22 protein-coding genes and 1 pseudogene are annotated in these 24,081 nt (G+C 65.2%); 9 read left to right on the forward strand and 14 right to left on the reverse strand.

The genetic code is table 11. From position 1 onward, the window contains the following. Positions 1 to 72: 72 nt before the first annotated feature. The 3 genes from A5791_RS09865 to A5791_RS09875 are packed head-to-tail and all read right to left on the reverse strand — an operon-like array spanning position 73 to position 1,680. Complete coding sequence (locus A5791_RS09865; RefSeq protein WP_369828041.1) at positions 73 to 573, reverse strand: hypothetical protein; 501 nt, start codon at positions 571 to 573, stop codon at positions 73 to 75. A 60-nt stretch (positions 574 to 633) separates the two neighbouring features. Beyond that, a complete protein-coding gene (locus A5791_RS09870) occupies positions 634 to 1,164 on the reverse strand; it encodes a pyridoxamine 5'-phosphate oxidase family protein (protein ID WP_067234672.1) in 531 nt (176 codons plus the stop codon). Between the two features lie 30 nt (positions 1,165 to 1,194). Then, positions 1,195 to 1,680: an NUDIX hydrolase gene (locus tag A5791_RS09875; protein WP_231995844.1), complete on the reverse strand. Its 486-nt coding sequence runs from the start codon at positions 1,678 to 1,680 to the stop codon at positions 1,195 to 1,197. 127 nt (positions 1,681 to 1,807) lie between these two features. On the opposite strand from A5791_RS09875, the gene A5791_RS09880 reads away from it, so the two are divergent. Further along, the gene (locus A5791_RS09880) at positions 1,808 to 2,155 is read left to right on the forward strand and encodes a VOC family protein (protein ID WP_067234779.1); all 348 of its coding nucleotides are present in this window, start codon (positions 1,808 to 1,810) and stop codon (positions 2,153 to 2,155) included. Positions 2,156 to 2,202: 47 nt separating this feature from the next. Continuing rightward, positions 2,203 to 3,942, forward strand: a complete 1,740-nt coding sequence (locus A5791_RS09885) for an NAD-binding protein (RefSeq protein ID WP_067234679.1) — start codon at positions 2,203 to 2,205, stop codon at positions 3,940 to 3,942. A gap of 64 nt (positions 3,943 to 4,006) precedes the next feature. Here A5791_RS09885 and A5791_RS09890 read toward each other — a convergent pair whose 3' ends face one another. Both A5791_RS09890 and A5791_RS09895 read right to left on the reverse strand, forming a co-directional pair. After that, on the reverse strand, positions 4,007 to 4,678 hold the full coding sequence (locus tag A5791_RS09890; RefSeq protein WP_067234682.1) for a phosphoribosylanthranilate isomerase: 672 nt from the start codon (positions 4,676 to 4,678) through the stop codon (positions 4,007 to 4,009). A gap of 71 nt (positions 4,679 to 4,749) precedes the next feature. After that, positions 4,750 to 5,631, reverse strand: coding sequence for an LLM class flavin-dependent oxidoreductase (locus A5791_RS09895; protein ID WP_067234686.1), 882 nt, complete (start codon positions 5,629 to 5,631; stop codon positions 4,750 to 4,752). A 38-nt stretch (positions 5,632 to 5,669) separates the two neighbouring features. On the opposite strand from A5791_RS09895, the gene A5791_RS09900 reads away from it, so the two are divergent. Beyond that, a complete protein-coding gene (locus tag A5791_RS09900; protein WP_067234781.1) occupies positions 5,670 to 6,083 on the forward strand; it encodes a VOC family protein in 414 nt (137 codons plus the stop codon). Positions 6,084 to 6,188: 105 nt separating this feature from the next. Further along, a complete protein-coding gene (locus A5791_RS09905) occupies positions 6,189 to 6,578 on the forward strand; it encodes a VOC family protein (protein ID WP_067234689.1) in 390 nt (129 codons plus the stop codon). On the opposite strand, the gene A5791_RS09910 is transcribed toward A5791_RS09905, so the two are convergent. The 5 genes from A5791_RS09910 to A5791_RS09930 form a co-directional block, all read right to left on the reverse strand. After that, a complete protein-coding gene (locus A5791_RS09910; protein WP_067234694.1) occupies positions 6,560 to 7,063 on the reverse strand; it encodes an RrF2 family transcriptional regulator in 504 nt (167 codons plus the stop codon). The genes A5791_RS09905 and A5791_RS09910 overlap by 19 nt on opposite strands. Positions 7,064 to 7,080: 17 nt before the next feature. Then, positions 7,081 to 7,809 carry a 3'(2'),5'-bisphosphate nucleotidase CysQ gene (locus A5791_RS09915; protein WP_067234697.1) on the reverse strand — a complete coding sequence of 243 codons (729 nt, stop codon included), beginning with the start codon at positions 7,807 to 7,809 and terminating at the stop codon, positions 7,081 to 7,083. Further along, positions 7,806 to 9,659, reverse strand: a complete 1,854-nt coding sequence (cysC, locus tag A5791_RS09920; RefSeq protein ID WP_067234700.1) for an adenylyl-sulfate kinase — start codon at positions 9,657 to 9,659, stop codon at positions 7,806 to 7,808. Before cysC ends, A5791_RS09915 begins: the two co-directional genes overlap by 4 nt. Then, the gene (gene cysD, locus A5791_RS09925; protein WP_197504644.1) at positions 9,659 to 10,642 is read right to left on the reverse strand and encodes a sulfate adenylyltransferase subunit CysD; all 984 of its coding nucleotides are present in this window, start codon (positions 10,640 to 10,642) and stop codon (positions 9,659 to 9,661) included. The genes cysC and cysD overlap by 1 nt, the downstream gene beginning before the upstream one ends. 93 nt (positions 10,643 to 10,735) lie before the next feature. Beyond that, positions 10,736 to 11,227: a carbonic anhydrase gene (locus A5791_RS09930; RefSeq protein WP_067234704.1), complete on the reverse strand. Its 492-nt coding sequence runs from the start codon at positions 11,225 to 11,227 to the stop codon at positions 10,736 to 10,738. A gap of 197 nt (positions 11,228 to 11,424) precedes the next feature. Here A5791_RS09930 and A5791_RS09935 point away from each other — a divergent pair, with 197 nt between their 5' ends. From A5791_RS09935 to A5791_RS09950, 4 genes are read left to right on the forward strand one after another with little or no spacing between them, the layout of a single operon-like run. Beyond that, complete coding sequence (locus A5791_RS09935) at positions 11,425 to 12,402, forward strand: ABC transporter permease (RefSeq protein WP_067234707.1); 978 nt, start codon at positions 11,425 to 11,427, stop codon at positions 12,400 to 12,402. Next, complete coding sequence (locus A5791_RS09940) at positions 12,399 to 13,325, forward strand: ABC transporter permease (RefSeq protein ID WP_067234710.1); 927 nt, start codon at positions 12,399 to 12,401, stop codon at positions 13,323 to 13,325. Before A5791_RS09935 ends, A5791_RS09940 begins: the two co-directional genes overlap by 4 nt. Beyond that, on the forward strand, positions 13,322 to 15,166 hold the full coding sequence (locus A5791_RS09945; protein WP_067234714.1) for an ABC transporter ATP-binding protein: 1,845 nt from the start codon (positions 13,322 to 13,324) through the stop codon (positions 15,164 to 15,166). The genes A5791_RS09940 and A5791_RS09945 overlap by 4 nt, the downstream gene beginning before the upstream one ends. After that, a complete protein-coding gene (locus A5791_RS09950) occupies positions 15,166 to 16,860 on the forward strand; it encodes an ABC transporter family substrate-binding protein (protein ID WP_067234718.1) in 1,695 nt (564 codons plus the stop codon). Before A5791_RS09945 ends, A5791_RS09950 begins: the two co-directional genes overlap by 1 nt. On the opposite strand, the gene A5791_RS09955 is transcribed toward A5791_RS09950, so the two are convergent. The 4 genes from A5791_RS09955 to A5791_RS09970 all read right to left on the reverse strand — a co-directional run bounded on the left by A5791_RS09955 (position 16,857) and on the right by A5791_RS09970 (position 23,568). After that, entirely contained in the window at positions 16,857 to 18,092 is a 1,236-nt protein-coding gene (locus A5791_RS09955) for an alpha/beta fold hydrolase (RefSeq protein ID WP_067234721.1), read from the reverse strand. The two genes, A5791_RS09950 and A5791_RS09955, sit on opposite strands and share 4 nt — an antisense overlap. 66 nt (positions 18,093 to 18,158) lie before the next feature. Beyond that, positions 18,159 to 19,748: a GMC family oxidoreductase gene (locus A5791_RS09960; protein ID WP_067234725.1), complete on the reverse strand. Its 1,590-nt coding sequence runs from the start codon at positions 19,746 to 19,748 to the stop codon at positions 18,159 to 18,161. A gap of 53 nt (positions 19,749 to 19,801) precedes the next feature. After that, on the reverse strand, positions 19,802 to 22,426 hold the full coding sequence (locus A5791_RS09965; RefSeq protein WP_067234728.1) for an ATP-binding protein: 2,625 nt from the start codon (positions 22,424 to 22,426) through the stop codon (positions 19,802 to 19,804). Then, positions 22,423 to 23,568, reverse strand: a complete 1,146-nt coding sequence (locus A5791_RS09970; RefSeq protein ID WP_067234731.1) for an exonuclease SbcCD subunit D — start codon at positions 23,566 to 23,568, stop codon at positions 22,423 to 22,425. The genes A5791_RS09965 and A5791_RS09970 overlap by 4 nt, the downstream gene beginning before the upstream one ends. A 244-nt stretch (positions 23,569 to 23,812) precedes the next feature. Here A5791_RS09970 and A5791_RS09975 point away from each other — a divergent pair. Continuing rightward, a pseudogene (locus A5791_RS09975) lies at positions 23,813 to 24,081 on the forward strand (HNH endonuclease); the annotation flags it as partial.

Genomic DNA, 24,081 nt, shown 5'->3' on the forward strand with positions numbered 1-24,081 from the left:
TCGGCGCGAAATTGCGCCCAGGCTGCACACGCGAAGCCCACTATTCACACCGAAAGTTGACCCCCGTCGACGTCATCGAGAGCCCGAAGGAAACGCCGCCACCGGCATTTCGACGGTTCCACGGCAGGGACCGCTGCCGATGTCGGTGTGCCAGGTACCACGCAATGTGCCGTCCGGCGCAGGCGAGTAGTACGCCCACGACGTCGCAGGTGCCCACACCTTTGGAATGCCCTCTCCCATATAGCAATCCCACTGGAAGTCGAAGCGCTCAACCCATTTGGCCCCGTCCCAGGTGTAGTGGGATGGCTGGGGCAGCGTCGGATTCTTGGGAGCGGGACCGCCGGTGGCAGTGGCGACGCACTTGCTTGCCGAACATGCCGTCGCGAAGACGTAGTCGGCGCTGAAGGTGGGCTCGGCCTGACGAGCGGCCATGCTGGTGCCGGACTTGTCGACGGCGTACCGCACCAGTGAGTACTTTCCATTCCACGCCGGCGTCGCCGCGTGTGCCGGAACAGTCGACGCACCGAATAGCGCCACCGCAACGGCGGTTAGCACGGCAAACGTCGGACGCACCGTGACAATGTTGTCGGATCGATGACGCGGCAAGGTATCGCCGCGGACACGATCCCGCGATCAGTCCAAATCGAAGCGTGTGGCGCCGAACGGTTCCGACGTGCCGAGGGCGTATACCGTGGACGGCTGCACTCGGTAGCAATACCAGGGCGGAGGACCGGCCGACGGGGCACTGTACTGCGCCGTGAATGCCTCGCCGTCGACCTCGGCAGGCCAGCCGTCAGCCGCGAAAGCCGCCGCCACCGTTCGCAATTCGTCCGCATCGTTTACCCGAGCGGCGGCGCCTTCGACGACGAGGTCGAACGGCTCGGTGGCGACGCTGATTACGCATCTCGGATCGCGCGCCAGATTACGCGACTTGCGGGTGGCCGGGCCGGAGGTGAAGTACCAATTGCCCCTGGACCGAATCACCCCTACCGCCATCACATGCGGGCTGCCATCGGGATTGATGGTCGTGAGCCAGGTCGTGTGACGCTGCGGGCCGCCGGTTCCCGGTGCCTGCGGCAACTGGCTATCCAGCACGGCATAGACGCGGGACCACTCGATTAACGGTGCTCCATATCCGTCGAGGTTGCGCTGCGTGATCGTCATATCGATATCGACTGTGGCCGGCCGCAGAACTCATCGCGTCCGCAACAGGAACAGACCGTAGGCGGCGATCGACTGAGCATCAACGATGACTCCACCGCGAATCATCTGCTCGACGTCCGCGCGGGAAAACCAGGCGCTGTGCATGTCCTGCTCCTCATGCTCGCGATCCACCTGACCTTCCGATATTCCGGTGGCCAAGAACACCCATCCGCGCTGACTACTCATCCCCGGCACCGCATCGAGCCGGCCCAGGACTTCGAGCGACGCCGCACGCAAACCCGTCTCCTCGCGCAGCTCACGCGCCGCGAGGGCAGACGGTTCGAGTTCGGCGAGGTCGGGAGCGGTGCCCTGCGGAAACTCCCAATGTCGCGCCCCGACGGGATAACGGTATTGCTCCACCAACCGGAAACGGCCTCCGTCGTAGGGCACCACCAGCGCATACGCCGGCTTGTCGACCACCGCGTAAATGCCGGCGCTGCCGTCTGGTCGGCGGATGTCGTCCTCGCGGAGCACCATCCAGGAATTCCGGTAGATCTCACGGGACGCGACGGATTCTATGAAAGGCACGCTGTCAGTATCGACTCGCCACGCTGAGTGCAATCGTCCGCGTCGGTGAAAGTCCGTGCTGATGAAAGGAGTGACGATGTTGAGGTTCGACGAGATATGCATAGACGCCGCCGACCCAACCATGCTCGGACAGTGGTGGGCGCGCGTGCTGGGTTGGCTGCCCGACATCGACGACGAAGGGGAGGTGCGGTTGACGCCGCCGCCCGGTGCGGGCCCGACCTGGATGTTTCTTCGCGTCGCCGACAGACGAATCGTCAAGAACCGCATCCACTTCGACTTTCGGCCCGACAACCAGGAAGCCGAGGTCAGCCGGCTGCTGGAGCTGGGCGCACGCCATGTCGACATCGGCCAGGGCGAACAGAGCTGGGTCGTGCTCGCCGATCCGGAGGGAAACGAATTCTGCGTGCTGGCGCACGTTGTCTGATAGTCATAGAGACAGACAGGCGACGATGTCACCAGAAGTGGGTGTTTATGCGGGAACTGAAACGCATGAACACGCATGGTCACATCATCGTCAGCGGTGACGACTCGCTGGCGACGACGATCGTCGACGAGCTGAACAACGCGGGCACGCGCATCGTGAAAATCACGGACGCCACCGAGCTGGCCGACGCCGGGATCGCAGAGGCGCTAGCCATCATCTGCGCCGGGGATGACGACGCGACGAATCTCGAAATCGCGCTGCTGGCAAGGAAAGCCAACCCCGCTGTGCGGATCGTGGCGCGCCTGGCCAACGACGTGCTGCGAGCGGCGGTGGCCGCCGACAACGGACCAGGAGCGATCCTGGACGTCGCCGAACTGGCCGCGCCCTCCGTCGTCGAGGCCTGTCTGGCGCACAATATGCACCCATTTGAGGCGGCCGGCATCAAATTCGTCGTCTCGGGCACCGACGCACCCCGCAACGCGACGCTGCGCGAAATCTTCGGCGACCTGGCACCGGTCGCGGTGATCGCGGGCGAGAACTCCGCCGACCCTGGCAAGGTTGTCGCGTGCCCCGGCCGCGATCTGCCGGTCCACGCCGGTGACTGGACCGCGATGATCGGCACCGCCGACGAGTTGGCAGCGCGCGGTATCAAGTTCCCCCGTCCGACCGAGCGGCGCATGCAGCGTCGGCGATCACGTCGAATGCTCGACGCCGCGCGCACCTTGCGCAGCGACGTCAACCCGATGTTCGGGGGCGCCGTAGCCGCAGCGCTCATCGTGCTATTCGGCTCAACAATCTTGTTGCGCTTCGCCTATCAGCGCCCGGGCATGGCGTGGATCGACGCGTTGTACTTCAGCACCGAGACAATCGCGACGGTCGGCTACGGCGACTTCAGCTTCTCCCATCAGCCCACCTGGCTACGACTGTTCAGCGTCATGTTGATGTTCGCCGGCGTGCTCACCACGGCGGTGCTGGTCGCGTTCATCGCGGACCTGCTGCTGTCGCGCCGGTTCACCCAATCGGCCGGACGCCACCGCGCGCGCCACCTGCGCAACCATGTCATCGTCGTCGGCCTCGGCTCCTTCGGCATTCGTGTCGTCCGTGACCTCATCACCGCGGGATACGACGTGGCGGTTATCGAGCTTGACGAGAACAACCGCTACCTGTCGACGGCGGCCGATCTGGACGTGCCGGTGATCTTCGGGGACGCGACGCTGCGCCAGACGCTGGAATCGGCTCGCGTCGACACCGCCCGCGCGGTGGCGGTGCTGACGCAGGACGACATGGTGAACATCGAGACCGGGATCGTATTGCGCGAGATGCTCGGGGTCCGCTTCATGGGGGACGTCAACCGGCCCGATGTACCGGTTGTGCTGCGCGTATACGACCGTGCACTGGGGGCGGCACTGGCGCAGCGGTTCGAGTTCGTCAACGTGCGGTCGACGGTCGAACTGGCCGCGCCCTGGTTCATCGGCGCCGCGATGGGCCTGCAGGTGCTGGGGACGTTTTCGGTCGGGCAACGCTCGTTCATGGTCGGCGGGATGCACGTGGCCGGCGGCAGCGAACTCGACGGCCTGCGAATGTTCGAGTTGTCGACTCAGACGCGTGTCATCGCGATCACCCGGCAAGATGCGCCGGTCGCGCTGCACCCCCGCCGCGACGCCCTGCTGCGCGCCGGCGACACCGCATACCTCGTGGGTCCCTACCGCGAACTGTTGGCCACGCTGCGCAAGGGCCAACCGCCGCAGCAGTCCTCTTTGGAGGAGCGCCCGCCCGAACCGGGCTGATACGACTCACCGACGGGAGAGCGACAGCCCAGGAGCGTTGAGCAGCAGAGCGATTCGGCGGTTGTCATCTTCCTACGCCGGAATTCGCGGCGCGGACGAACGCCTCACACTTGGCATAATCTTTCCGTCCCTCGGGACCCTTGAGCCGGCTGTTGGCGTCGACACCGTACGGGCGGACTACTCGGACCGCCGACGACACGTTCGACTCGTCAAGCCCTCCCGCGAGGATTACCGGATGGCCATCATGGTGGAGTGCTTCGGCGATGCGTCGGCTGATGGTCCAGTCGTGGGTAAGCCCCGTGCCGCCGAGGCGAGCGTCCGTCCGGGTATCGAGTAGCACCGCGTCACACACTTCCGAAACTTGTTGCGCGGTTGCGAAGGCTTGCTCGCCCGTGACATGGACCGTGCCGATGACTCGCAATGGGCGGCGACGGTGATGCCAGACGGCGCGCATGGTGTCGATCGAGACTTCACCATGCACTTGCACGACATCCACACCGACTTGGTCCGCCAGCTCAAGAATTGCTTCAGCGCTGACTACGTGGGTTACCAGCACGGTGGAGACGAAAGGTGCTGCAGCCGAGGCGATCTGTTGGGCCCGCTGGACCGAGAGTTCATCTTCACTGATATGGGTGGTTCCGACGATCAGGCCGATAGCGTCGGCGCCGGCAGCAACGGCGGCATCGAGGTCGCCGGCCGTGCCGATTCCGCAGATCTTCGTACGAACCCGTACCACGCCGCCAGCGTGCCAGCAGGACAAAGCGGTGTCCAGGAAGGTGACACGCCCATCCGCTAAGCCGCTGCACGCTAGGCGAATTCGGCCGCCACATCGGCGGCGCGGCGCAGCTGCCCGATCTCTGAGCTGGTCGGGATAAGTTGAACTTCGTCGGTGCCGATCGCAGCGAATTTTCGCAGCACCGCGGCCAGCTCTTCTTCGCTGCCGGCCCATCCGGTCATCGGCGCCATCGCGTCGACGTACTCGGCCGGTATCCAGTTCATGTAGCGGCGCAGATGACGGTGCATCTGGGCGCGAGCCTGCTCGGGTGACCCGAATGCGAACCAGAACGACGTCGCCAGGTGAGGTTTGGGCTTGCCGACCGCGGCCCACGCCTCCCGCGCCACGTCGAACAGCTCGTTCTGCTTGGCGGCATCTAGGTCCAGGGTGGTGCCCGCCAACCCATCGGCCCAGGCAGCCGCGCTGCGGATGGTCTTGGGCCCGATGCTGCCGACGAACAGCGGCGGACCCCCGCCCTGGATCGGGCGCGGCCCGACCGGCACCACCGAGTCGGTGATCTTCTCGCCGGCCCACACCCGCTTCATCACCGCTACCCGTTCGGCCATCCCACGCATCGTCTGCGTCGCCGGGTCGGCACCGACGGCGCGGTAGTCCTCGTGCCTGCCGCCGACGCCGACGCCCACCGTCAAGCGCCCGCCACAGAGCACGTCGCCTGTCGCCAGCGCTTTCGCCAGCATCACCGGATGGTGCAACTGAGGCACGATGACCGTCGTCAGCAGCCGTACTCGATCGGTCCAGGCGGCCAGCGCACCAAGCAACGTCAGGTTGTCGGGGTTGTCGAACGCGATGCGCTCGCCCCAGCAGAGCGACGAGAACGGGCCCTCGTCGATGGCGCGCGCCCAGCTCTTCAACAAGGCCCCATCCAAGTCCGGCTCCATCACCGGCATGGTCATTGCTATCCGCACGTATGGGATTCTGGCAGCATGGGTCGATGGGCTTAGGCACCACTTCCATCGCGCACGTCCGCCTGACCGTCACCGATATCGAGCGGTCCAGGCAGTTCTACGAAAGCGTATTCGGTTGGCCGGTGCTGATCGAGCTGCCCGAGAACGCCGACGAGGCAACGCGGCGCCAGTTGGACTTTCTGTTCGGCGGTGTCATCTACGACCTTGGTGGCACACTGCTGGGGCTGCGGCCGGTGGCCACCGACCGCTTCGACGAGGATCGCACCGGACTGGACCACATTGCGTTCCGCATGGCGAGTAGAGCCGAATTGGATTCGGCCGCTGCGCATCTCGACGAACTCGGTATTGGGCATGAGCCGGTGAAAGACATCGGGCCGTCCTACATTCTGGAGTTTCGCGACCCCGACAACATCGCCCTGGAGCTGACCGCACCGAAGTGAACCCGCCGCGAGCGTGCGCAAAATGACAGCCCGGACGGCGTGTCGTCGCACAAACGCGCACACTCGCGGTCAATAGGCACTCGCGGTCAATAGGAAGGAGAAGTTATGCCTATCAGCTTCAACCACACCATCGTCCGGTCACACGACAAGCGCGAATCCGCGGAGTTTCTCGCTGAACTGTTCGGCCTGCCCGGCCCGGAGCCGTTCGGCCCGTTCATGGTTGTCGCGCTCGAGCATGGCGCCAGCCTGGACTTCGCGGACGTCCCCGAGGGTGAACAGATCCCCCGTCAGCACTACGCGTTCCTCGTTTCCGAGGAAGACTTCGACGCCATCTACGGCAAGATCCAATCGCGTGGGCTGGAGCACTGGGCGGACCCGGGCGCCAACCGGCCCGGCGAGATCAACCACCGAGACGGCGGGCGCGGGGTGTACTTCATGGACCCTTCGGGACACGCAATGGAGATTCTCACCCGTCCCTACGGCTCCGGCGGCTGAGGACCCGTTACCCGCGGAGCACCGTGCCGCTCGCTCTCCTGATCGCGGTAGTCGTCGGCAAGCTTCGCAACGTGCCTGGGCAAGGCACCAGACGCGACGTCGGCCAGCGTCGTTTCTTCCAGCACCGATCGCATGCTGGCGCGCAACGCCCGCCACACGTCGGTAAGTGCGGTCGTCGGACCCGAGTACGGCAGGTCACCCAGCCCGATGTCGCGGACGCTTGCCAACGGCCCGTCGATGCACCGCAGCACATCGGCAATGCTGATCTCGTTTCCCGGACGAGCGAGCTCGTAACCGCCATCGCGACCGCGGTGGCTTCGTACCAGACGGTCGGTGCGCAAGTTGGTCAGAATGTCGACGAGGAACTGTGGCGGTATGCCTTGGGCCTGAGCCAAGTCCTCGGTCTTGACCAGGGTGCCGCTGGTGGCCACGGCCAGTTGGACCATCGCCCGGACCGCGTATTCCGCCTTGGCCGACATCCGCATTTGGAGAATTCTGCCAGTCAGCCGGTGACGCTGAGCACCGCCTCGGCGAACTCCGGGCGGCACACCACCAGATCGGGCAGCAGTGGATCGGGCCGGTTGTACTGCAGGGCAGAACCGTCGAGGCGCGAGGTGTGCAGGCCCGCCGCGCGCGCGACCGCGACCGGCGCCGCGGAATCCCATTCGTACTGACCGCCGGCATGGACGTACACATCGGCCAGCCCCTGGATGACCGCAGCGACCTTGGCCCCCGCCGACCCCATCTCTACCAGGCTGCCGCCGAGACGCTCACGCACCTGCAGCGCGATAGCCGGCGGACGAGTACGCGATACCACTATCCGGGGCGAGCCCGGACCGGTGGACGGCGGGATGACGTGGGGTGTGGCCAACGTGATGCCCTGCGCCGGAAGGCCCACCGCGCCGGCGACGAGTTCCCCGGATTCCCATAGCGCGACGTGTACGGCCCAATCCTGGCGGCCGGGCTCGGAGAATTCGCGAGTCCCGTCCAGCGGGTCGACGATCCAGACGCGCTCGGAGCGCAGGCGCACGGGGTCATCGGCGCCTTCTTCGGACAGCACCGCGTCACCCGGCCGCGACTGGGCCAGGGCCTGCATCAGAAAGTCGTGTGATCGCTTGTCCCCCGCGGCTTTTCGCTCAGATTGAGTCGCATCGGCCAGCTCGTCGCGCACACCGAGGAGCAGCTCGCCCGCCTGGCTGGCCAGCTGGTGGGCGAGCTCGTGGTCACTCACGACCGCGATTCAATCAGATCGATGACTTGCTGCGCCAACTCGTCGAGCGTGCGGTCCGGGGTAAGCCTCAGATCGGGCTTCTTCGGCCGCTGATACGGGCTGTCGATCCCGGTGAAGTGCGTGATCTCACCCGCGCGGGCTTTTGCATACAGCCCCTTGGGATCCCGCCGCTCGCAATCTTCCAGCGGGGTGTCACAGAACACCTCGAGGAAGTCGAATCCGGCGTCGGCGTGCACCTTTCGGGCCATCGCGCGGTGCTCGGCCAGCGGGCTGATCGCCGGAACCAACACGACTTGGCCGGAGTCGGCGAGCAGCGTCGCCACATGCGCCAGCCGCCGCAGGTTCTCCGCCCGGTCGGCCATGCTGAAGCCCAGGTCCGCGTTCAAGCCGTGGCGCAGGTTGTCACCGTCGAGAACATAAGCTGGAACGCCTTTTTCAAGCAGCTTCTGTTCGACCAGCATGGCCACCGACGACTTGCCGGAACCCGACAAACCGGTGAACCACACTGTCCTGCCGTGGCCCGCCCGATCTTCGGCAGCAGCCAGTGACTTGTGCCGCACCGTGTTCGGGCTTGCCGTTTGCGCTGACACGTCGCGCAACACCATGCCCGCCGCAACGGTCCCGTTGGTGTCGGGATCGATCAGGATGAATGATCCGGTGCTCGCGTTGCGGGTGTATTCGTCGAGCAGCAAAGGTACCTGTGTGCGCAATGAGATCCGGCCGAGTTCGTTGAGCTGCAACGCCTTTGCCGTCTTGTCACGGTGCAGTGTGTTGACATCGAGCCGATAGTCGAGCTCGGTGACCCGGGCTCGGGTGGTCCGGGTGGTGTGCTTGATGATGTAGTCGCGGCCGGGCTCGAGCACCGCGGAATCGGACATCCAGCACACCGTGGCGTCGAACTGCTGCGCAATCCTCGGCTGGTTGTTGGTGCGCGCGATCATGTCCCCGCGCGAGATGTCGATGTCGTCTGCGAGAGTCAGCGATACGGCCATCGGCGGAAACGCTTCGTCGACAGGCCCAGTGGGCCCGTCGATCGCGGTGATCCGGGTGGTCTTGCCGATCGGCAGCACGATCACCTCGTCTCCCGGCCGCATCACCCCACTGGCCACGGTGCCCGCGTAGCTGCGGTGGTCTTGATGCTCCAGGGTGTGTGGCCGGATGACGTACTGAACCGGGAACCGCACGTCGACCAGGTTTCGGTCACCGGCGATGTAAACCTCTTCGAGATGCGACAGCAGGGAGGGCCCCTCGTACCACGGCGTCTGGTCCGACTTGGTCACAACGTTGTCGCCGTGCAGCGCCGAGATCGGGATGGTGGCGACGTCCTGCACATCCAGACGTGCGGCGAAGGCATGGAACTCGTCGCGGATGGCCTCGAATTTCTCTTTGTCCCAACCGATCAGGTCCATCTTGTTGACCGCTAGCACCACATGCTGGATGCCCAGCAGCGAGGCCAGGAACGCGTGCCGGCGGGACTGCTCCAGCAGGCCGTGCCGGGCGTCGACCAGCACGATCACCAGTTGAGCGGTGGATGCACCGGTCACCATGTTGCGGGTGTACTGGATGTGTCCCGGAGTGTCGGCGATGATGAATTTCCGCTTGGGAGTGGCGAAATAGCGGTAAGCGACGTCGATGGTGATGCCTTGTTCACGCTCGGCCCGCAGCCCGTCGGTCACCAGGGCCAGGTCGGTGTATTCGTGACCACGCTCTTTCGACGTGCGTTCCACCGACGCCCACTGGTCTTCCATCACGGCCTTGGAGTCGTACAGCAAGCGCCCGATCAGCGTGGACTTGCCGTCGTCGACGGACCCGGCGGTGGCCAGCCTCAAAAGGGTGGCGGGTGCGGCCATCAGAAGTACCCCTGCCGTTTGCGGTCTTCCATCCCGGCTTCCGAGATGCGGTCGTCGGCCCGGGTCGCCCCGCGTTCGGTCAGCCTGGCCACCGCGGTCTCGGCGATGACCTCGGACACGGTGGCGGCCTTCGATTCCACGCAGCCGGTACAGGTGACATCGCCGACCGTGCGGAATCGCACGGTGGCCTCGAACACCCGCTCGTCGGGACGAGGCTGCATGTGTCGGTGTACCGCCAGCAACATGCCGTCACGTTGAAAAACCTTGCGCCGGTGCGCGAAATAGATGGAGGGCAGCTTGACCTTCTCGGCGCCGATATATGACCAGATGTCGAACTCAGTCCAGTTGGACAGCGGGAAGACCCGGATGTGCTCTCCCTTGTGGTGCCGACCGTTGTAGAGGTTCCACAGCTCCGGCCGTTGCGACTTGGGGTCCCACTGACCGAATTCGTCGCGGAAACTGAACACCCGCTCCTTTGCGCGCGCCTTTTCCTCGTCGCGTCGCGCGCCGCCGAATGCCGCGTCGAACTTGTTCTCCCGGATCGCGCGTAGCAGCGTCACCGTCTGAATCGGATTGCGCGACGGGATGGTTTCGACGACCCGGCCGGCGTCGATGTCGTCCTGCACGGAGGCGACCACCAGGCGCACCCCATGTTCGGCCACCAGCTCGTCGCGAGTGGCGATGACCTCGTCGAAGTTGTGGCCCGTGTCGACATGCATCACCGGAAACGGCAGCCGGCCGGGGCGAAAAGCCTTGAGCGCCAAGTGCAGCATGACGATGGAGTCCTTGCCACCGGAGAACAGCAGCACCGGCCGCTCGAATTCGGCCGCGACCTCCCGAATGATGTGGATGGCCTCTGCCTCCAGCGAGCGCAGGTGCGTCAGCTCATATTGCCCGGCCGCGGGGGCGGCCTTTACGTCGACAGTCATCGGGTTGCCCGCATTCCTGATAAATCTGGTAGAACTGACCATGTTTACGGTCATTGTCGTATATACAAGCAGGCGGTGCCGCCGCTGTCAACGGCGCCTTTCCCCGGGGCGGGCCGGTGGGAAAGCGTGGGCTAGTCGCGCGAACAGCTACAGCTTGACCTCGTTGAGCTTGCCGGTGGCGACATCGAAGACAAAACCACGCAGCGACACGTGCTTGGTGACGAACGGACTGTTCTCGATGCGGCGCAACGACTGCCGGACATCTTCCTCGACATCGGGGAAGGCCTCGGCCGCCCATGGCGGCTTCACCCCGGATTCTTCCTGGATGCTGCGCTTGAAGTCGTCGTCGGTGAAGGTGAGCATCCCGCAGTCAGTGTGGTGAATCAGGATGATCTCCCGGGTTCCCAACAGGCGCTGGCTGATGGCCAGCGAGCGGATCGCGTCGTCGGTGACGACTCCGCCGGCGTTCCGGATAACGTGAGCTTCGCCCTCGTTGAGGCCCAGCAGGCGGTACACGTCGAGCCGGGCGTCCATGCACGCGAGGACCGCGACGTGTTTGCTGGGCGGCATCGGAAGCGGACCGTTGAAGTTGCTCGCGTATTTGGCGTTGTTGGCCAGGTATTCCTCGGTAACCGTCACGCAAGTCTCCTCGGGATCACGGGATGGAATTTGCTACACGGGTCGGTGCCGCGCTGGATTTTAACAACCGGCTGCCCTGATTTCACCGGTCTGGATCAACCGGATCGCAATGAGTAGCGGCTGCGCGGGCCCGTTGCCCACGCCAACGGACCCCGCATCTCTTACCCTGTCCCAATGCGAGTGCGGAGCGATCAAGCATGATTCGCTTCCTCGTGCGTCGGCTGCTCAACTACATCGTGTTGCTGATCCTGGCGTCCTTCTTGGCCTTCTGCCTGGCGTCGGTGATGTTTCACCCGCTGGAGACGTATATCCAGCGTCACCCGACGCCTTCGATGGAGGCCATCCACGCCAAGAAGGTTGAACTCGGCTTGGATAAACCCATCCCCCTCCGATACGGGAAATGGGCCTCGGGTGTGGTCCGCGGAGACTTCGGCAAGACGGTGACCAGTCACCCCGTCTCCGACGAGCTGTGGCATCGGATCGGGGTCAGTCTGCGGCTCGTGGTGACCGGTTCGGCGCTCGGCACGATCATCGGCGTCATCGTTGGAGCTTGGGGAGCCATCCGTCAGTACCGGCTCAGCGACCGCGTTATCACCGTGCTGTCATTGATCATCTTGAGCATTCCCTCGTTCGTGCTGGCGGGACTGCTCATCCTGGCCGGGCTGCGGATCAACATGCTCACCGGGCTCCGAATCTTCCAGTACACGGGCGAGACCTCACCGATTCCCCCCAACGGGATGTGGAACCACTTCCTCGACCGCGTGCAGCACCTGGTGTTGCCGACGTTGACCCTGGCCCTACTCGCGATCGCGAGCTTCAGCCGCTACCAGCGCAACGCGATGCTGGACGTGCTGAGCGAGGATTTCATCCGGACCGCGCGTGCCAAGGGTCTGACCCGCCGGCGTGCGCTGTTGAAACACGGACTGCGCACCGCGCTGATTCCATTGGCCACGTTGTTCGCCTACGGGGTCAGCGGCTTGGTTGTCGGCGCAGTGTTCGTCGAGAAGATCTTCGGCTGGCACGGCATGGGTGAGTGGGTGGTGCAAGGCATTTCCACGCAGGACACCAATGTCGTTGCGGCCATTACGTTGTTCTCCGGCGCGGCGGTTCTGCTGGCCGGGCTGTTGTCCGATGTCTTCTATGCGTTGTTGGACCCGAGAGTGCGGGTGACATGACCGTTCAAGAAGCGACCGCGGATGTCAAGTCTGGTATTCACCCGGCAGGCACCTTCACCTCACGGCGAAACCTGATAGCACGCAGATTCATTCGCAACAGGCCCGCGGTCGTCGCGTTGATTCTGCTGCTGGTGGGATTTGCCGGTTGCTATGCGCTGCCGCCGTTGCTTCCCTACGACTACAACCATCTCGACCTCGACGCGCTGCTGCAGCCACCGTCACTCAAGCACTGGTTCGGCACGAATGCGCTCGGTCAGGACCTGCTGGCCCGGATTCTGCGCGGCATGCAGAAGTCGATGCTGATCGGTTTCTGCGTGGCTTTGATTTCGACGACGATCGCCGCCACCGTCGGCTCAGTTGCCGGTTATTTCGGCGGCTGGCGCGACGGGGCACTGATGTGGCTCGTTGACCTGTTGCTGGTGGTGCCGAGCTTCCTGCTGATCGCCATCGTTGCTCAGCGCACGAAAGGGTCGAGCAACATTTTCTGGCTGATAGTGCTGCTCGCGATCTTCGGCTGGATGGTCAGCTCGCGGATGGTGCGCGGTCTGACGATGAGCCTGAGGGAACGCGAATTCGTTCGTGCAGCAAGGTATATGGGTGTCTCCAGCCGTCGGGTCATCGTGCACCACATCGTGCCTAACGTGGCGTCCATCCTCATCATCGACGCGACGCTGAATGTCGGGCTCGCGATCCTCGCCGAAACCGGTTTGAGCTTCCTCGGATTCGGTGTCCAGCCACCCGATGTGTCGCTGGGGACGTTGATCGCCGACGGCGAGCCTTCCGTCACCACATTCCCATGGGTCTTCCTGTTTCCGGCCGGTGCGCTGATTCTGATTGTCCTGTGCGCCAACCTCACCGGCGACGGCCTGCGCGACGCGCTGGACCCGCGCAGTCGCCCTCCGCGCCGCAAGAGGCGGCAGTGACCGCGCTGTTAGAGGTGACGGATCTGAACGTCACCTTCGAGGCGGGGGACGCCGCGGTGTCCGCGGTGCGGGGCATGACCTATCACATCGATCCGGGCGAAGTCGTAGCCATCGTCGGCGAATCCGGTTCGGGCAAAAGCACTGCGGCGATGGCGGTAATCGGACTGTTGCCCGAGTACGCGAAGGTGTCCGGATCGGTGCGCTTGCACGGCGAGGAATTGCTCGGACTGTCCGACCAGGCGATGTCACGAATCCGTGGCAACGCGGTCGGCACCATATTTCAGGACCCGATGTCGGCGCTGACCCCGGTCTACACGATCGGCGACCAGATCGCCGAAGCGGTCGAAGTTCACCACCGCGACATCAGCCGAGCGAATGCCCGCAAGCGTGCCGTCGAGCTGCTCGAGCTGGTCGGTATCTCGCAGCCGGCAAGCCGGGCAAGGGCTTTCCCGCACGAGCTGTCCGGCGGCGAACGTCAGCGGGTGGTGATCGCAATCGCGATCGCGAACGATCCCGACCTGTTGATCTGTGACGAACCGACCACTGCACTGGACGTCACAGTTCAGGCGCAAATCCTCGACTTGCTGAGAACCGCGCGCGACGTGACCGGCGCCGGGGTGCTGATCATCACCCATGACCTGGGTGTGGTATCCGAGTTCGCCGACCGGGCAATCGTCATGTACGCCGGACGTGGCGTGGAGATCGCCGCGGTCGACGATCTCTACCGCGACCGCCGGATGCCGTACACCGTCGGGTTGCTCGGTTCGGTGCCGAGACTGGACGCACCCCAGGGCACCCGGCTGATCCCCATTCCGGGTGCGCCGCCGACGATGTCGTCACTACCCCTCGGTGAGTGCCCGTTCGCCCCCCGGTGTCCGCTGGTGATCGATCGATGTCGTTCGGCGGAACCCGATCTCGTCGTGGTGGGGGACGGCCACCGGGCGGCGTGCATTCGCACCAACGACGTCGCAGGACGCAGTGCGGCCGAAATCTTCGGCGTGTCAACGCAACCGCTTGAGATAGCGGGCGCCGATGGCGAGCCCCCGCCGGTGCTGCAGGTTACCGATCTCGCCAAAACCTACCCGCTCACGAAGGGAGTGGTGTTCCGCAGGCGGGTGGGTGAGGTACGCGCGGTCGACGGCGTGAGCTTCACGCTGGAAGAGGGCCGCACCCTTGGCATCGTCGGCGAATCCGGTTCGGGTAAATCGACAACGCTCAGTCAGGTGCTGGAACTCAACACACCGCAGGCAGGTTCCATCGAAATTCTCGGCACCGACGTATCGGCGCTCGACAAGGCCGCCCGTCGCAAACTGCGGACCGAGTTGCAAGTGGTGTTCCAGGACCCGGTAGCCTCGCTGGACCCACGCCTGCCGGTATTCGACGTCATCGCTGAACCGTTGGTGGCCAACGGGTTCGACAGGCCGCGGTGCGAGGAGCGGGTAGCCGAGCTGCTTTCGGTCGTCGGACTGGACCGTGCCGCCGCCAGCCGGTATCCCGCCGAGTTCTCCGGCGGACAAAAGCAACGGATCGGCATTGCGCGGGCGTTGGCTTTGCAGCCGAAGATCCTTGCGCTCGACGAGCCGGTCTCTGCGCTCGACGTGTCGATCCAGGCGGGCATCATCAACCTGCTCCTTGATCTGCAGGCACTCTTCGGATTGTCGTATTTATTTGTGTCGCACGATCTTTCGGTGGTCAAACATTTGGCGCACCGGGTGGCGGTGATGTATCGGGGAACGATCGTGGAGCAGGGCGACGGCGACCAGGTGTTCTGCAATCCGCAACACGAGTACACGCAGCGACTGCTGGCTGCGGTTCCGCGGGCGCGACCCCAGGGAGATTGATGTCGCCGGCGGTTAACATCGTGCGGGTGAGGCGTCCGCCGACTGTTCGCAGGTTTGCGCTAGTGGCGCTGACCGCTGTTTTGGTCGTCACCGGCTGCTCGGAGGGCTACCGGGACATCACGGAGGCGCATGCCGCGCGGATCGGCACCACCAGCGACATCAACCCCCGGGACCCGGCGACCCTGCGCGACGGCGGCAATCTGCGGCTTTCGCTGACGATGTTCCCGGACAACTTCAACGTGTCCAACATCGACGGCAACACGGCTGCCACCGCATCCGTTATCGGCCCGACGCTGCCGGGAGTCTTCGTCACCAGCGCCGACGGCTCGCAACGGCTGAACACCGACTACTTCACGAACGTCGAGTTGACCGGTACCAACCCACAGGTCGTCACCTACACAATCAATCCCAAAGCGGTATGGACCGACGGCACCCCGATCGTCTGGGAGGACCTCGCGGCCATGGCCCACGCCTGCAGCGGCCGCGACGAGCGGTACTTGATCGCCAGCAGCGCCGGCTACGAACAGGTCAAGTCGGTGACCAGAGGCGTTGACGACCGTCAGGCGGTGGTCACTTTTGCCAAGCCGTACTCGGAGTGGCGTGCGTTGTTCGGCGGCCTGCAACCCCACAGCATGACGGCGGACCCGGATGTGTTCAACAAGGGCCAACTCAACGCGCCCGGCCCGTCAGCGGGACCGTTCGTCGTCTCCACGATCAACAGAACCGCACAGCGCGTTGTGCTGACTCGCAACCCCCGTTGGTGGGGAGCCAAGCCGCGGCTCGACTCCATCACGTTCCTGGTCCTCGATCCCCTCGGCGTCATCCCCGCCCTGCAAAACAATGCGATCGATTCCGCCGAGGTGGGTTCGCTTGCCGACATGGTGACCGCACGACGCACACCGGGCATTGTGATTCGAAGCGCGCCGGCGCTGGAGTGGTACCACATCACCTTCAACGGCGCGCGCGGGTCGATCATGGAGGACCCCAGGCTGCGGCTGGCGATCAGCAAAGGCATCGACCGCCAGGCCATCGCCAACGTAGTCCAGCATGGCCTGACCCCGCATCCGACGCCGCTGAACAACCACATCTTCATGGCGGGACAGGTGGGTTACCAAGACAACAGCGCACCGGCCGCCTACAACCCCGAACGAGCCCGTCAAGAGCTCGACGCCTTGGGCTGGAAGCTCAATGGGGCGGTACGCGAAAAAAATGGCAAGCAATTGGTCATTCGTGATCCGTTCTACGATCAGGAGTTCCGGCGGCAGATCGGGCTTGTCGCGCAGCAGAACCTGGCGCAGATCGGCGTCAAGCTGGTGCTCGACCCCAAACCGGGCACCGGATTCTTCAGCCAGTACGTGAGCACTGGCGACTTCGACGTCGTCGAATTCGGTTGGGTGGGTGGCGGTTATCCGCTTTCCGCGTTGCGTCAGATATACGCTTCGAAGGGCGAGAGCAATTTCGGCAAAATAGGTAGCCCGGAGATCGACGCCAAGATCGACCAAGCTCTGTCCGAACTGGACCCGGACAGAGCCCGTGCGCTCGCCAACGAGATCGACAGGATGCTCTGGTGGGAAGGATTCAGCCTGCCGCTGTTCCAGTCGCCCGGCGACGTCGCGGTACGCAGCGATCTGGCCAACTACGGCGCGTTCGGGTTGGCCGACGTCGATTGGACGACAGTCGGATTCACCAGCTAGCCGGTGCCTAGCCGTACTATCGGCAACGCGCGCTCGGCTGTGGCCGCCCAACGAATTGTCTTCCACAGCACACGCATTACCGGGCGCTCCGGAAGCGCGTCCAGCGCAGCGGCCCGTTCGGCAAGCCCGTCGAACTCACCGGCGCACACCGCCTCCGCGACGGCCAGGGCGGCAGCCTCACGAAAGTCCAGAGCGCCGTGGGCCATCGTCGGCAGGGTCAGCAGCACTGAATACGGCACCAGTGATGCGATGCGCTCGGCCACCGCCGGCGGTGTGACGAGGTCACGGCCGCCGGAAATCACCACAGTGGGCCACCCGAATTTCGGCATCTCGGCGACCAGGTCATATGGCTCTGCCTCGAAAGGTGCTGTCTGCGGGATCATTTCACGCATCGCGACGGCAGGGTCCAAGGGTAGGCCGTCGGGTTTCGGAGCGTAGTCGAGTTCGCGGAGCGCGATGCGGTTGACCAGATCGGTCTCGAAGCGGTAAGGCGCCTTGCGACCCAGAATTGCGCCGAACCTAATCATGCTCTGCCACAAGATAGTTCGTCCGGTGAGTAACAGGTCGAGTTGGCGGTCGAGCAGGTCGATCCCGCCGTAGCCGTAGAACCTCGCGGCGATTTGACCACCCGAAGGGGTCATCACACCTTCGTCGACCAACCGGCGAACCTTGGGTGCCAGCGCGGCGGTTTCCGGATGGTCGCCATGCAGCAGCAGCCCGCGAATGGCGTCCCGTACGTGGACGATGTCGTCGCGGGACAAAAGTGGCGAATCGAGGATCATTGCGCGCACCCGTCCCGGATGCCGGACGCCGAGTCCGGCCGCAATGTAGGTGCCGTAAGACGTCCCGTAGACGACGGCCGACTCCACGTGTGCGTCGTCCAGCACCGCGGCGACGTCGTCGACCACTTGATCGACGGTGAGCGCTTGGGGTGGCAGGTCGGCGCCGGCGTCGTCGTGTCGCGACATGCCGACGCCGCGATGCTCGATCATGATGACGTCCAAACCCGCGGCCGCGAAACGGCGGCGCAGTCCCTTGTACAGCCGCATCGACGCCACGCCCGGCCCGCCGGGCAGGATCACCAACGGGTGTGCGGACTTGCGGCCGGTGCGCACGTAGTAGAGATCGAACTCGTCAACGCTGCCCGGCGAGACGGGCCGGCGCACCGGCCGCACGCCCGGCATACCCGCCAACTTGTCGTGCACCCGGGGCCGTTTGGCGTTCATCGTCATCGGTTGCCACCAGTCACTGCCCCATTGTGCCGAGAGCGCGCGGACCGCGCAGTCCGCGGCACGTTTTCAGCCGCGGATCAGATCGGCCGCTTTCTCTCCGATCAGGACCGAGGGCGCGTGGGTGTGGCCGCGAACCGTGCTGGGCATCACCGAGGCATCGGCAACCCGCAGTCCGTCGACGCCGCGGACCCGCAGTTGGGGATCCACCACACTCGCCTCGTCGCTGCCCATCCGGCAGGTGCCCAGCGGGTGGTACAGAGTGTGCGAACAGGTGGTCAGCGCCTTTTCCAGGGTGTCTTCGTCCAGCTCCGTGCAGTTACGTGGTCGTGCTATGGCGCCGAGCAGGCTTTTCAGCGGCGGGGCCGCGGCGATCCGGGCGCACATCCGCATGCCTTCCATCATCGCGGCACGGTCGGCCCCGTTCGCGTCGGACAGGTACCGCGGATCGATGACCGGTTTGGCATGCGGGTCTGCCGATCGCAGCGTGATCTGGCCGCGGCTTTCGGGTGCGACCAGGATCGGCCCGAAGACCACGCCATGCCCTGGCGACTCGGTGAGCAGGCCCTCGTCGTAGAACGGTGCCGGGGCGAAGATCAGCTCGATGTCCGGAAGCTGCAGCTCGGGCCGGCTGCGGACGAATCCATAAGCCTCCCCGACGTTGGAGGTCAGCATGCCGCGGCGACGCGCCAGGTAGTTGATCAGTTGCATGGGCTTTTCGGCATCGGCCACGCTGTCGCCGCGGACCTCGAAGCCCAGCACGGCCACCAGGTGATCGATCAGATTCTGCCCCACCTCGGGTGCGTGGTGAACGCTGTCGATGCAGTGTTCGGCGAGGTGGTCGCGGTCGCCGATGCCCGAGAGCATCAGCAGCTGCGGGCTGTTGACGGCGCCGCCACAGAGCACCACCTCACGTCGGGCGTTGACGACGTGTGTTTGACCACCTTGCTCGTATTCCACGCCGACCGCGCGGTTGGCGTCGAACACGACCCGTGTCGCGGTGGCGCCGGTGAGCAGGCTGAGGTTCTTGCGCCGTCGGGCCGGCTTCAGGTAGGCGTCGGCAGTGCTGTAGCGAGCACCGCGGCGCTGCGTGACCACTGTCTCGCAGAACCCTTCCGGCACAGCAGAATTCGGTTGCACCATGGGGAAGCCGCAGTCCCGCACCGCCGCCAGCCATGCCGCGGTAGCGGGCCGCGGACTGCGCTGACGCGAAATCTGCAACGGTCCGGTGACTCCGCTGTCTTCACCGCTGACAAAGTGCCATGCATCCTCGACGTTCTCGATTCGGCGGTAGTAGCCGAGCGCTTCGGCGTAAGACCACTCCGGGCCCGCGTGCTGCGCCCATTCGTCGTAGTCGCCGGCGAACCCCCGCACCCACATCATCGCGTTCATCGACGAGGATCCGCCGAGCACCTTGCCTCGGGGCCAATAGATCTGGCGATCGGCAAGGCTTGGTTGGGGCTCGGTCAGGTAGTCCCAGTCGATCTCGCTGCGGAACAGCTTGGAAAAAGCCGCCGGGATCCCGATGAATCTGTTCTTGTCGGGTGGCCCCGCTTCCAATGCCACTACCGCGGTGCCTGGGTCGGCGCTGAGCCGGTTGGTCACGACCGCACCGGCCGAGCCGGTGCCGACCACGACGTAGTCGCACTGAATGTCCATCGCACATCCCCGTTTTCGTGTGAGTGTACGACGTGCTGGTCAGCCGTCGGTTGCTAAACGTCGAGATCGATGCGATGCGCCCCCTTGACTCCTAGATAGCGGTCGGGGCTACAGGTCAACACGATCACCTGTCCGTGGGTGCCGACGGTGTCGAACACCTTCCCCATCTTGGCCAGCCGGTCCGGATCGCTGAACCCCAGCGCGTCGTCGATCACCACCGGCACGCTGTCCTCCTTGGCGACCAGTGCCGAGCCCGCCAGCCGGGCCAGGATGCCCAGTTGCTCTTTGGCTCCGCCTGACAGGGATTCGAAGGGCACGGTGCGACCGTCCAGGGTACGGCTGCGGATGCACAGGTCGCTGTCGATGTCGACCTCGAAGGTGGGCCCGAACACCGGACGGCCGAGCCGTTGCAGCTCATCGCGGTATGGCTCCACGTAGCGCAGCCGGGTGGTGTCGCGGTGGCGCGCCATCACCGACCGCAACAGCTGCGCTGCGCGAGCCCTGCCACCTACTCGGGCGTGCTGGCTGCTCGCGTGTTCACGCTCGGTCTCGGCGGCGTCGAGTTTGCCTTGGCGGCCCTCGCCGCCGAACACCGAGAGTTCGATGCTGACTTCGCGCAACGCACGCGACGCCGCCTCATAGCTTTTATGTAGCGACTCGGCCGCAGCGGTGGCCTCGGCCAATTCGGCCGCGACCGCGTCTGGTTCGGCGGCGGTCAGCCTCTCGGTCAGCTCGGCGACCCGACGCTCCGCGGCTTGCGCCGCCGCCAGTGCGGCGTCTGCCGCCGACGCCAGGTCCGCGTCACTGACCGACGCCCTCTCCTGTGCCAGCAGGTCGGTGACGGCATCCAGCTCGGCGCGCTGGGTTGCCGCGTATTCTTGCAAGACCGTTGCCCGCGTGGATGTCTCGGCGAGCCGGCAGCCGGCGGCAGCTGCGATGCGGCGCTTGGCTTCGCAATCGGCGTCCGCAGCCGCGCGGGCGGTCTCGGCCGCCTCGAGCTCGCTACGCGCGGTCGCGGCATCGGGCGTTCCGGCTTCGGCGGATTGTTCGGCCCGTAACTGGGCCAGCCGGCAACGGAGTTGGTCTATCTCGTCATCGCCGCACAGGCCTGCCAGGGTGGCGGTCAATCGGTCGCGGCCGCTGTGCAGTTCGCGGCGGCGCTCGTCGGCAGCACGCGCGGCGTGCACGTCGGCGACATCAGCGGTGACCAGCGCAGCCGTCAACTCCTGTTGTGCTGCAGCGTGTTCGGCTTGTATGTCGAGCGCCGTGGCGCCGGGTGTGACACGCGCCGTCAGGACACCGGGAACCTCGATCTCGGTGGGCTCGGTGGCAGCGATCGACCAACTCTGACCGGCCGACAACGACACCCGTTGTTCGCCGGCCACCAGCTCGAGGTCAGCAACGGCGGTGAATTGGACCTCAGCCGAGATCGACGCCAGCTGGGCGCCTGTGCGATCGACTGCGGCCGCGGCGTTCTCGATTCGCCGCAGCAGCTCGTCGGTGATGGCGACTTTCGACAGCTCCTGGCTGAGGCGATCACAATCACGCTGGATCCCGTCGACCTTATCCAGCCGGGCGCTCAGCCGGTCCGCCTCCTCCAGCGCGGCGAGTTGGTCGACGGCATGCCGCGCCGATTGCACGCGAATTTGAATGTCCGCGAGGGCGGCGGTCGCCACCTCCACGGCGGCATCCGCGGTTTCGGCATCGGTGCGCGCCACCCCCAGTGCCTCGATGGCCGCCTGTGCTTCAGCTTGAGCTTCGCTGAGAGTTATTGTGCGACCGTTGATTTCGGCTAACAAGCGAAGCCGGCCAGCGTGGGCGGCCTTCGCGGCGACGCTGTTCGCGGCCGCGGCGGTTGCGACGAGTTTGGCCTCGTGCGCTTGGCCGGTGAGATCGGCGATCTTTTCCGCGGCAGCCTCGGCCGCTGCGAGCCGAGGACCGGTAGCCAGCCGCTGCTGGGAAAGCTCAGCGACCTGCTCGGTGAGGAGCGCATGGCGGCTTACCCGTTCGTCGACCTCCGCGACCGCGGCTGCGCACTCCGCGACCGCGGCGTCGGCTTCGGCCAGCCGTGAGATTGCGGCGGCCCACTCCGCGGTGGGACGTCCAGTCGGGGTGAAGTAGCGCGCATATTCGGCATCGATCCGTTCGATGAGCAACGGCTCGCTGCCCGACAGCGCCGCCTCGGTGTCGGATTGTGCCGCGGCGACGTCGAGCGCACGCGAAAGCGCGTCGCAGCCAGACAGATTCACCGCCGCCGTCGACCCGGTTTGCAGCACCCGCTGGGCATGCCACAGTTCGTTGTCCACCGTCTCAGCCAGCATCGCGCGGACTCGATCGTGAGCTTCGTCGCCGGTCAGCTGTTCGCGGCGCGGCGCCAGCATGGTCAACTCGGTCTCGCACTTTTTGTGAAACCGTTTGCGGTAGATGAAGCGGTAAGGGCCGCTGCTGATTTCGGCGGCGACCTCGGAGCCGACGTCGGCGTTGGTCGGTTTGACCTGCTTGACTTCCTTTTTGGTCGATCGATCCTTGGACTCCAGTAGGAGATCCAATGCCTCGATCATCGACGACTTGCCGACCTCGTTGGCGCCGCACACCACCACCACACCCTGGTCGGGGAACTCGATCTCTCGGTGGGTGACGCCGCGATAGTTCGTTAGTACTAGCCGGTGCAGTTTCATGCGGCGCCCCGATCGGCGAGCCGAAGCAACAGCGCCAGCGCAGCCTGCGCGTCGGCGGCAGACTCCGCGTCTTCCGCGCGTGCTGTCGAAACGAGTTCGTCAACGGCCGCGGCGGCAAAGCCGCCGATACCGAGGTCGGTGAACTCACCGTCCGCAGGTATTACCGCCAGGTCGGTGTGGCGGTCCCAAAGACCAAGCCAGGCAAACAATCGCGCGTACTTGTCCAGGCAGGCGTCCAGCGCGGCACGGTCGGTGACCGTCAGCGAGCCGGTCAATGCCAGCCGGACGACGGTGCGGTCCTTATCGGTCAACTGGTCCAGATTCATGTCCAAATCGGCGATATCACGATTGGTATCGACCCGTCGGCGCAACGTTATGAAGCGCCAGCGGCCGATATTGCGGGTCGTTACCGTCGCAGGGCGCTGCGGGTCCGCGTCGTCGATATCGACGACGAGTACATGGCCCGGATCTGATTCGATGTCGTCGAAATTGGTGACCTCGGGTGAGCCGGAGTACCAGACCCTGTCGGCAACCCTGGTAACCGAATGCTTATCACCTAGGGCCACATAGTGAATCGCCCCCCGGGCCAGCGCGGCTTCGACCGCGGCGAGCCGGATCACCGAGGGCTTGTCGCGATCGGGGTCAAGTGCGTCGACGCCGCCGTGCGCCACCAGGACCCGGGTGACCGGATCGGCCGGCAACCCGTCGAGGGCTTCGGCGACCAGGTCTGTGGTCGGGGCCTTCGATCGCCATGGCGCGGCGACGATCTCGAGTCCTGGCCGCACCTTATGGATGCCGGCCCGATCGAGCACTATCACATTCTCGGGGCGTTCAGCTCTGAAAAGTGCCCCGGTGTAGACGGACGTGGCGTCCAGCGGATCATGGTTGCCGGGCAGCAGGTACACGGGAATTCCGATGGCGCGCATGGCTTCTAGCGACTGCCCGATGACCTGAGGGGTGAGCTGATTGTGTTCGAACACGTCACCGGCCACCACGACGAACTCGGCGCCCACCTCGGCCGCTAGCGCGCCCAACTCGGCCACCGCGTCGCGCCGCGCCGCCGAATACCGTGGCTGGGCATCGCCGGCAAGGAAGTGCCGGGTCATGCCCAGCTGCCAGTCGGCAGTGTGCAGGAATCGCATCCGGTCCCTCCTTGACCCGTGGCTATCGAGGCAACGCGAGTGTAGGTCTGCGTACCGACAACTCGCGGGAAGTCGCTCGGCAGGTCAGCCGCCGGTGCTGAAAAACCCTCGTAACTCCTCAATTTCAGCGCGGTGGCGGCGGGTCCCGCTTGGCCCGAGCCGCGTTTGTCCACAGTTGGGCGTTTATCCACAACGGTGGTTTTCGCGGTGGTTTGATGTCACCGGTTCGCCATAAGATTCGAACATGTTTTCGATTGAGGTGCCGGCGGAGGTGACCGCCAAGCTCGACGCCTTCACCACGGCGCTGGCCGGGATGGGCGAGCTGAACCTTGATCGACTGGCGCCCCCGGTGAGGTTGCATGTGCTCGAGCGGATGGAGACCGCCCGGCGCGCCCAGATCGCGTTCAGCCACGATGTCATCGCCGGGCTGGCCCGAGAAGATCCCGCCGCACTGGGCGGCCCGCCGCATCAGGTGATCGCCGACTGGCTGCGCATCAGCCCCACCGAAGCCCG

This window comes from Mycobacterium sp. 852002-51163_SCH5372311, assembly GCF_001667115.1.
GTDB lineage: Bacteria > Actinomycetota > Actinomycetes > Mycobacteriales > Mycobacteriaceae > Mycobacterium.

What these genes read in the sequence shown, in the direction of transcription:
- A5791_RS09870 (WP_067234672.1), bottom strand. Translation starts at nt 1,164, where the DNA reads ATGACGATCACGCAGCGCAACCTCGACGGATATGGAGCACCGTTAATC.
- A5791_RS09875 (WP_231995844.1), bottom strand. Translation starts at nt 1,680, where the DNA reads ATGGTGCTCCGCGAGGACGACATCCGCCGACCAGACGGCAGCGCCGGC.
- A5791_RS09880 (WP_067234779.1), top strand. Translation starts at nt 1,808, where the DNA reads ATGTTGAGGTTCGACGAGATATGCATAGACGCCGCCGACCCAACCATG.
- A5791_RS09885 (WP_067234679.1), top strand. Translation starts at nt 2,203, where the DNA reads ATGCGGGAACTGAAACGCATGAACACGCATGGTCACATCATCGTCAGC.
- A5791_RS09895 (WP_067234686.1), bottom strand. Translation starts at nt 5,631, where the DNA reads ATGACCATGCCGGTGATGGAGCCGGACTTGGATGGGGCCTTGTTGAAG.
- A5791_RS09900 (WP_067234781.1), top strand. Translation starts at nt 5,670, where the DNA reads ATGGGCTTAGGCACCACTTCCATCGCGCACGTCCGCCTGACCGTCACC.
- A5791_RS09905 (WP_067234689.1), top strand. Translation starts at nt 6,189, where the DNA reads ATGCCTATCAGCTTCAACCACACCATCGTCCGGTCACACGACAAGCGC.
- A5791_RS09910 (WP_067234694.1), bottom strand. Translation starts at nt 7,063, where the DNA reads ATGCGGATGTCGGCCAAGGCGGAATACGCGGTCCGGGCGATGGTCCAA.
- cysC (WP_067234700.1), bottom strand. Translation starts at nt 9,659, where the DNA reads ATGGCCGCACCCGCCACCCTTTTGAGGCTGGCCACCGCCGGGTCCGTC.
- cysD (WP_197504644.1), bottom strand. Translation starts at nt 10,642, where the DNA reads ATGACCGTAAACATGGTCAGTTCTACCAGATTTATCAGGAATGCGGGC.
- A5791_RS09935 (WP_067234707.1), top strand. Translation starts at nt 11,425, where the DNA reads ATGATTCGCTTCCTCGTGCGTCGGCTGCTCAACTACATCGTGTTGCTG.
- A5791_RS09940 (WP_067234710.1), top strand. Translation starts at nt 12,399, where the DNA reads ATGACCGTTCAAGAAGCGACCGCGGATGTCAAGTCTGGTATTCACCCG.
- A5791_RS09950 (WP_067234718.1), top strand. Translation starts at nt 15,166, where the DNA reads ATGTCGCCGGCGGTTAACATCGTGCGGGTGAGGCGTCCGCCGACTGTT.
- A5791_RS09955 (WP_067234721.1), bottom strand. Translation starts at nt 18,092, where the DNA reads ATGACGATGAACGCCAAACGGCCCCGGGTGCACGACAAGTTGGCGGGT.
- A5791_RS09960 (WP_067234725.1), bottom strand. Translation starts at nt 19,748, where the DNA reads ATGGACATTCAGTGCGACTACGTCGTGGTCGGCACCGGCTCGGCCGGT.
- A5791_RS09965 (WP_067234728.1), bottom strand. Translation starts at nt 22,426, where the DNA reads ATGAAACTGCACCGGCTAGTACTAACGAACTATCGCGGCGTCACCCAC.
- A5791_RS09970 (WP_067234731.1), bottom strand. Translation starts at nt 23,568, where the DNA reads ATGCGATTCCTGCACACTGCCGACTGGCAGCTGGGCATGACCCGGCAC.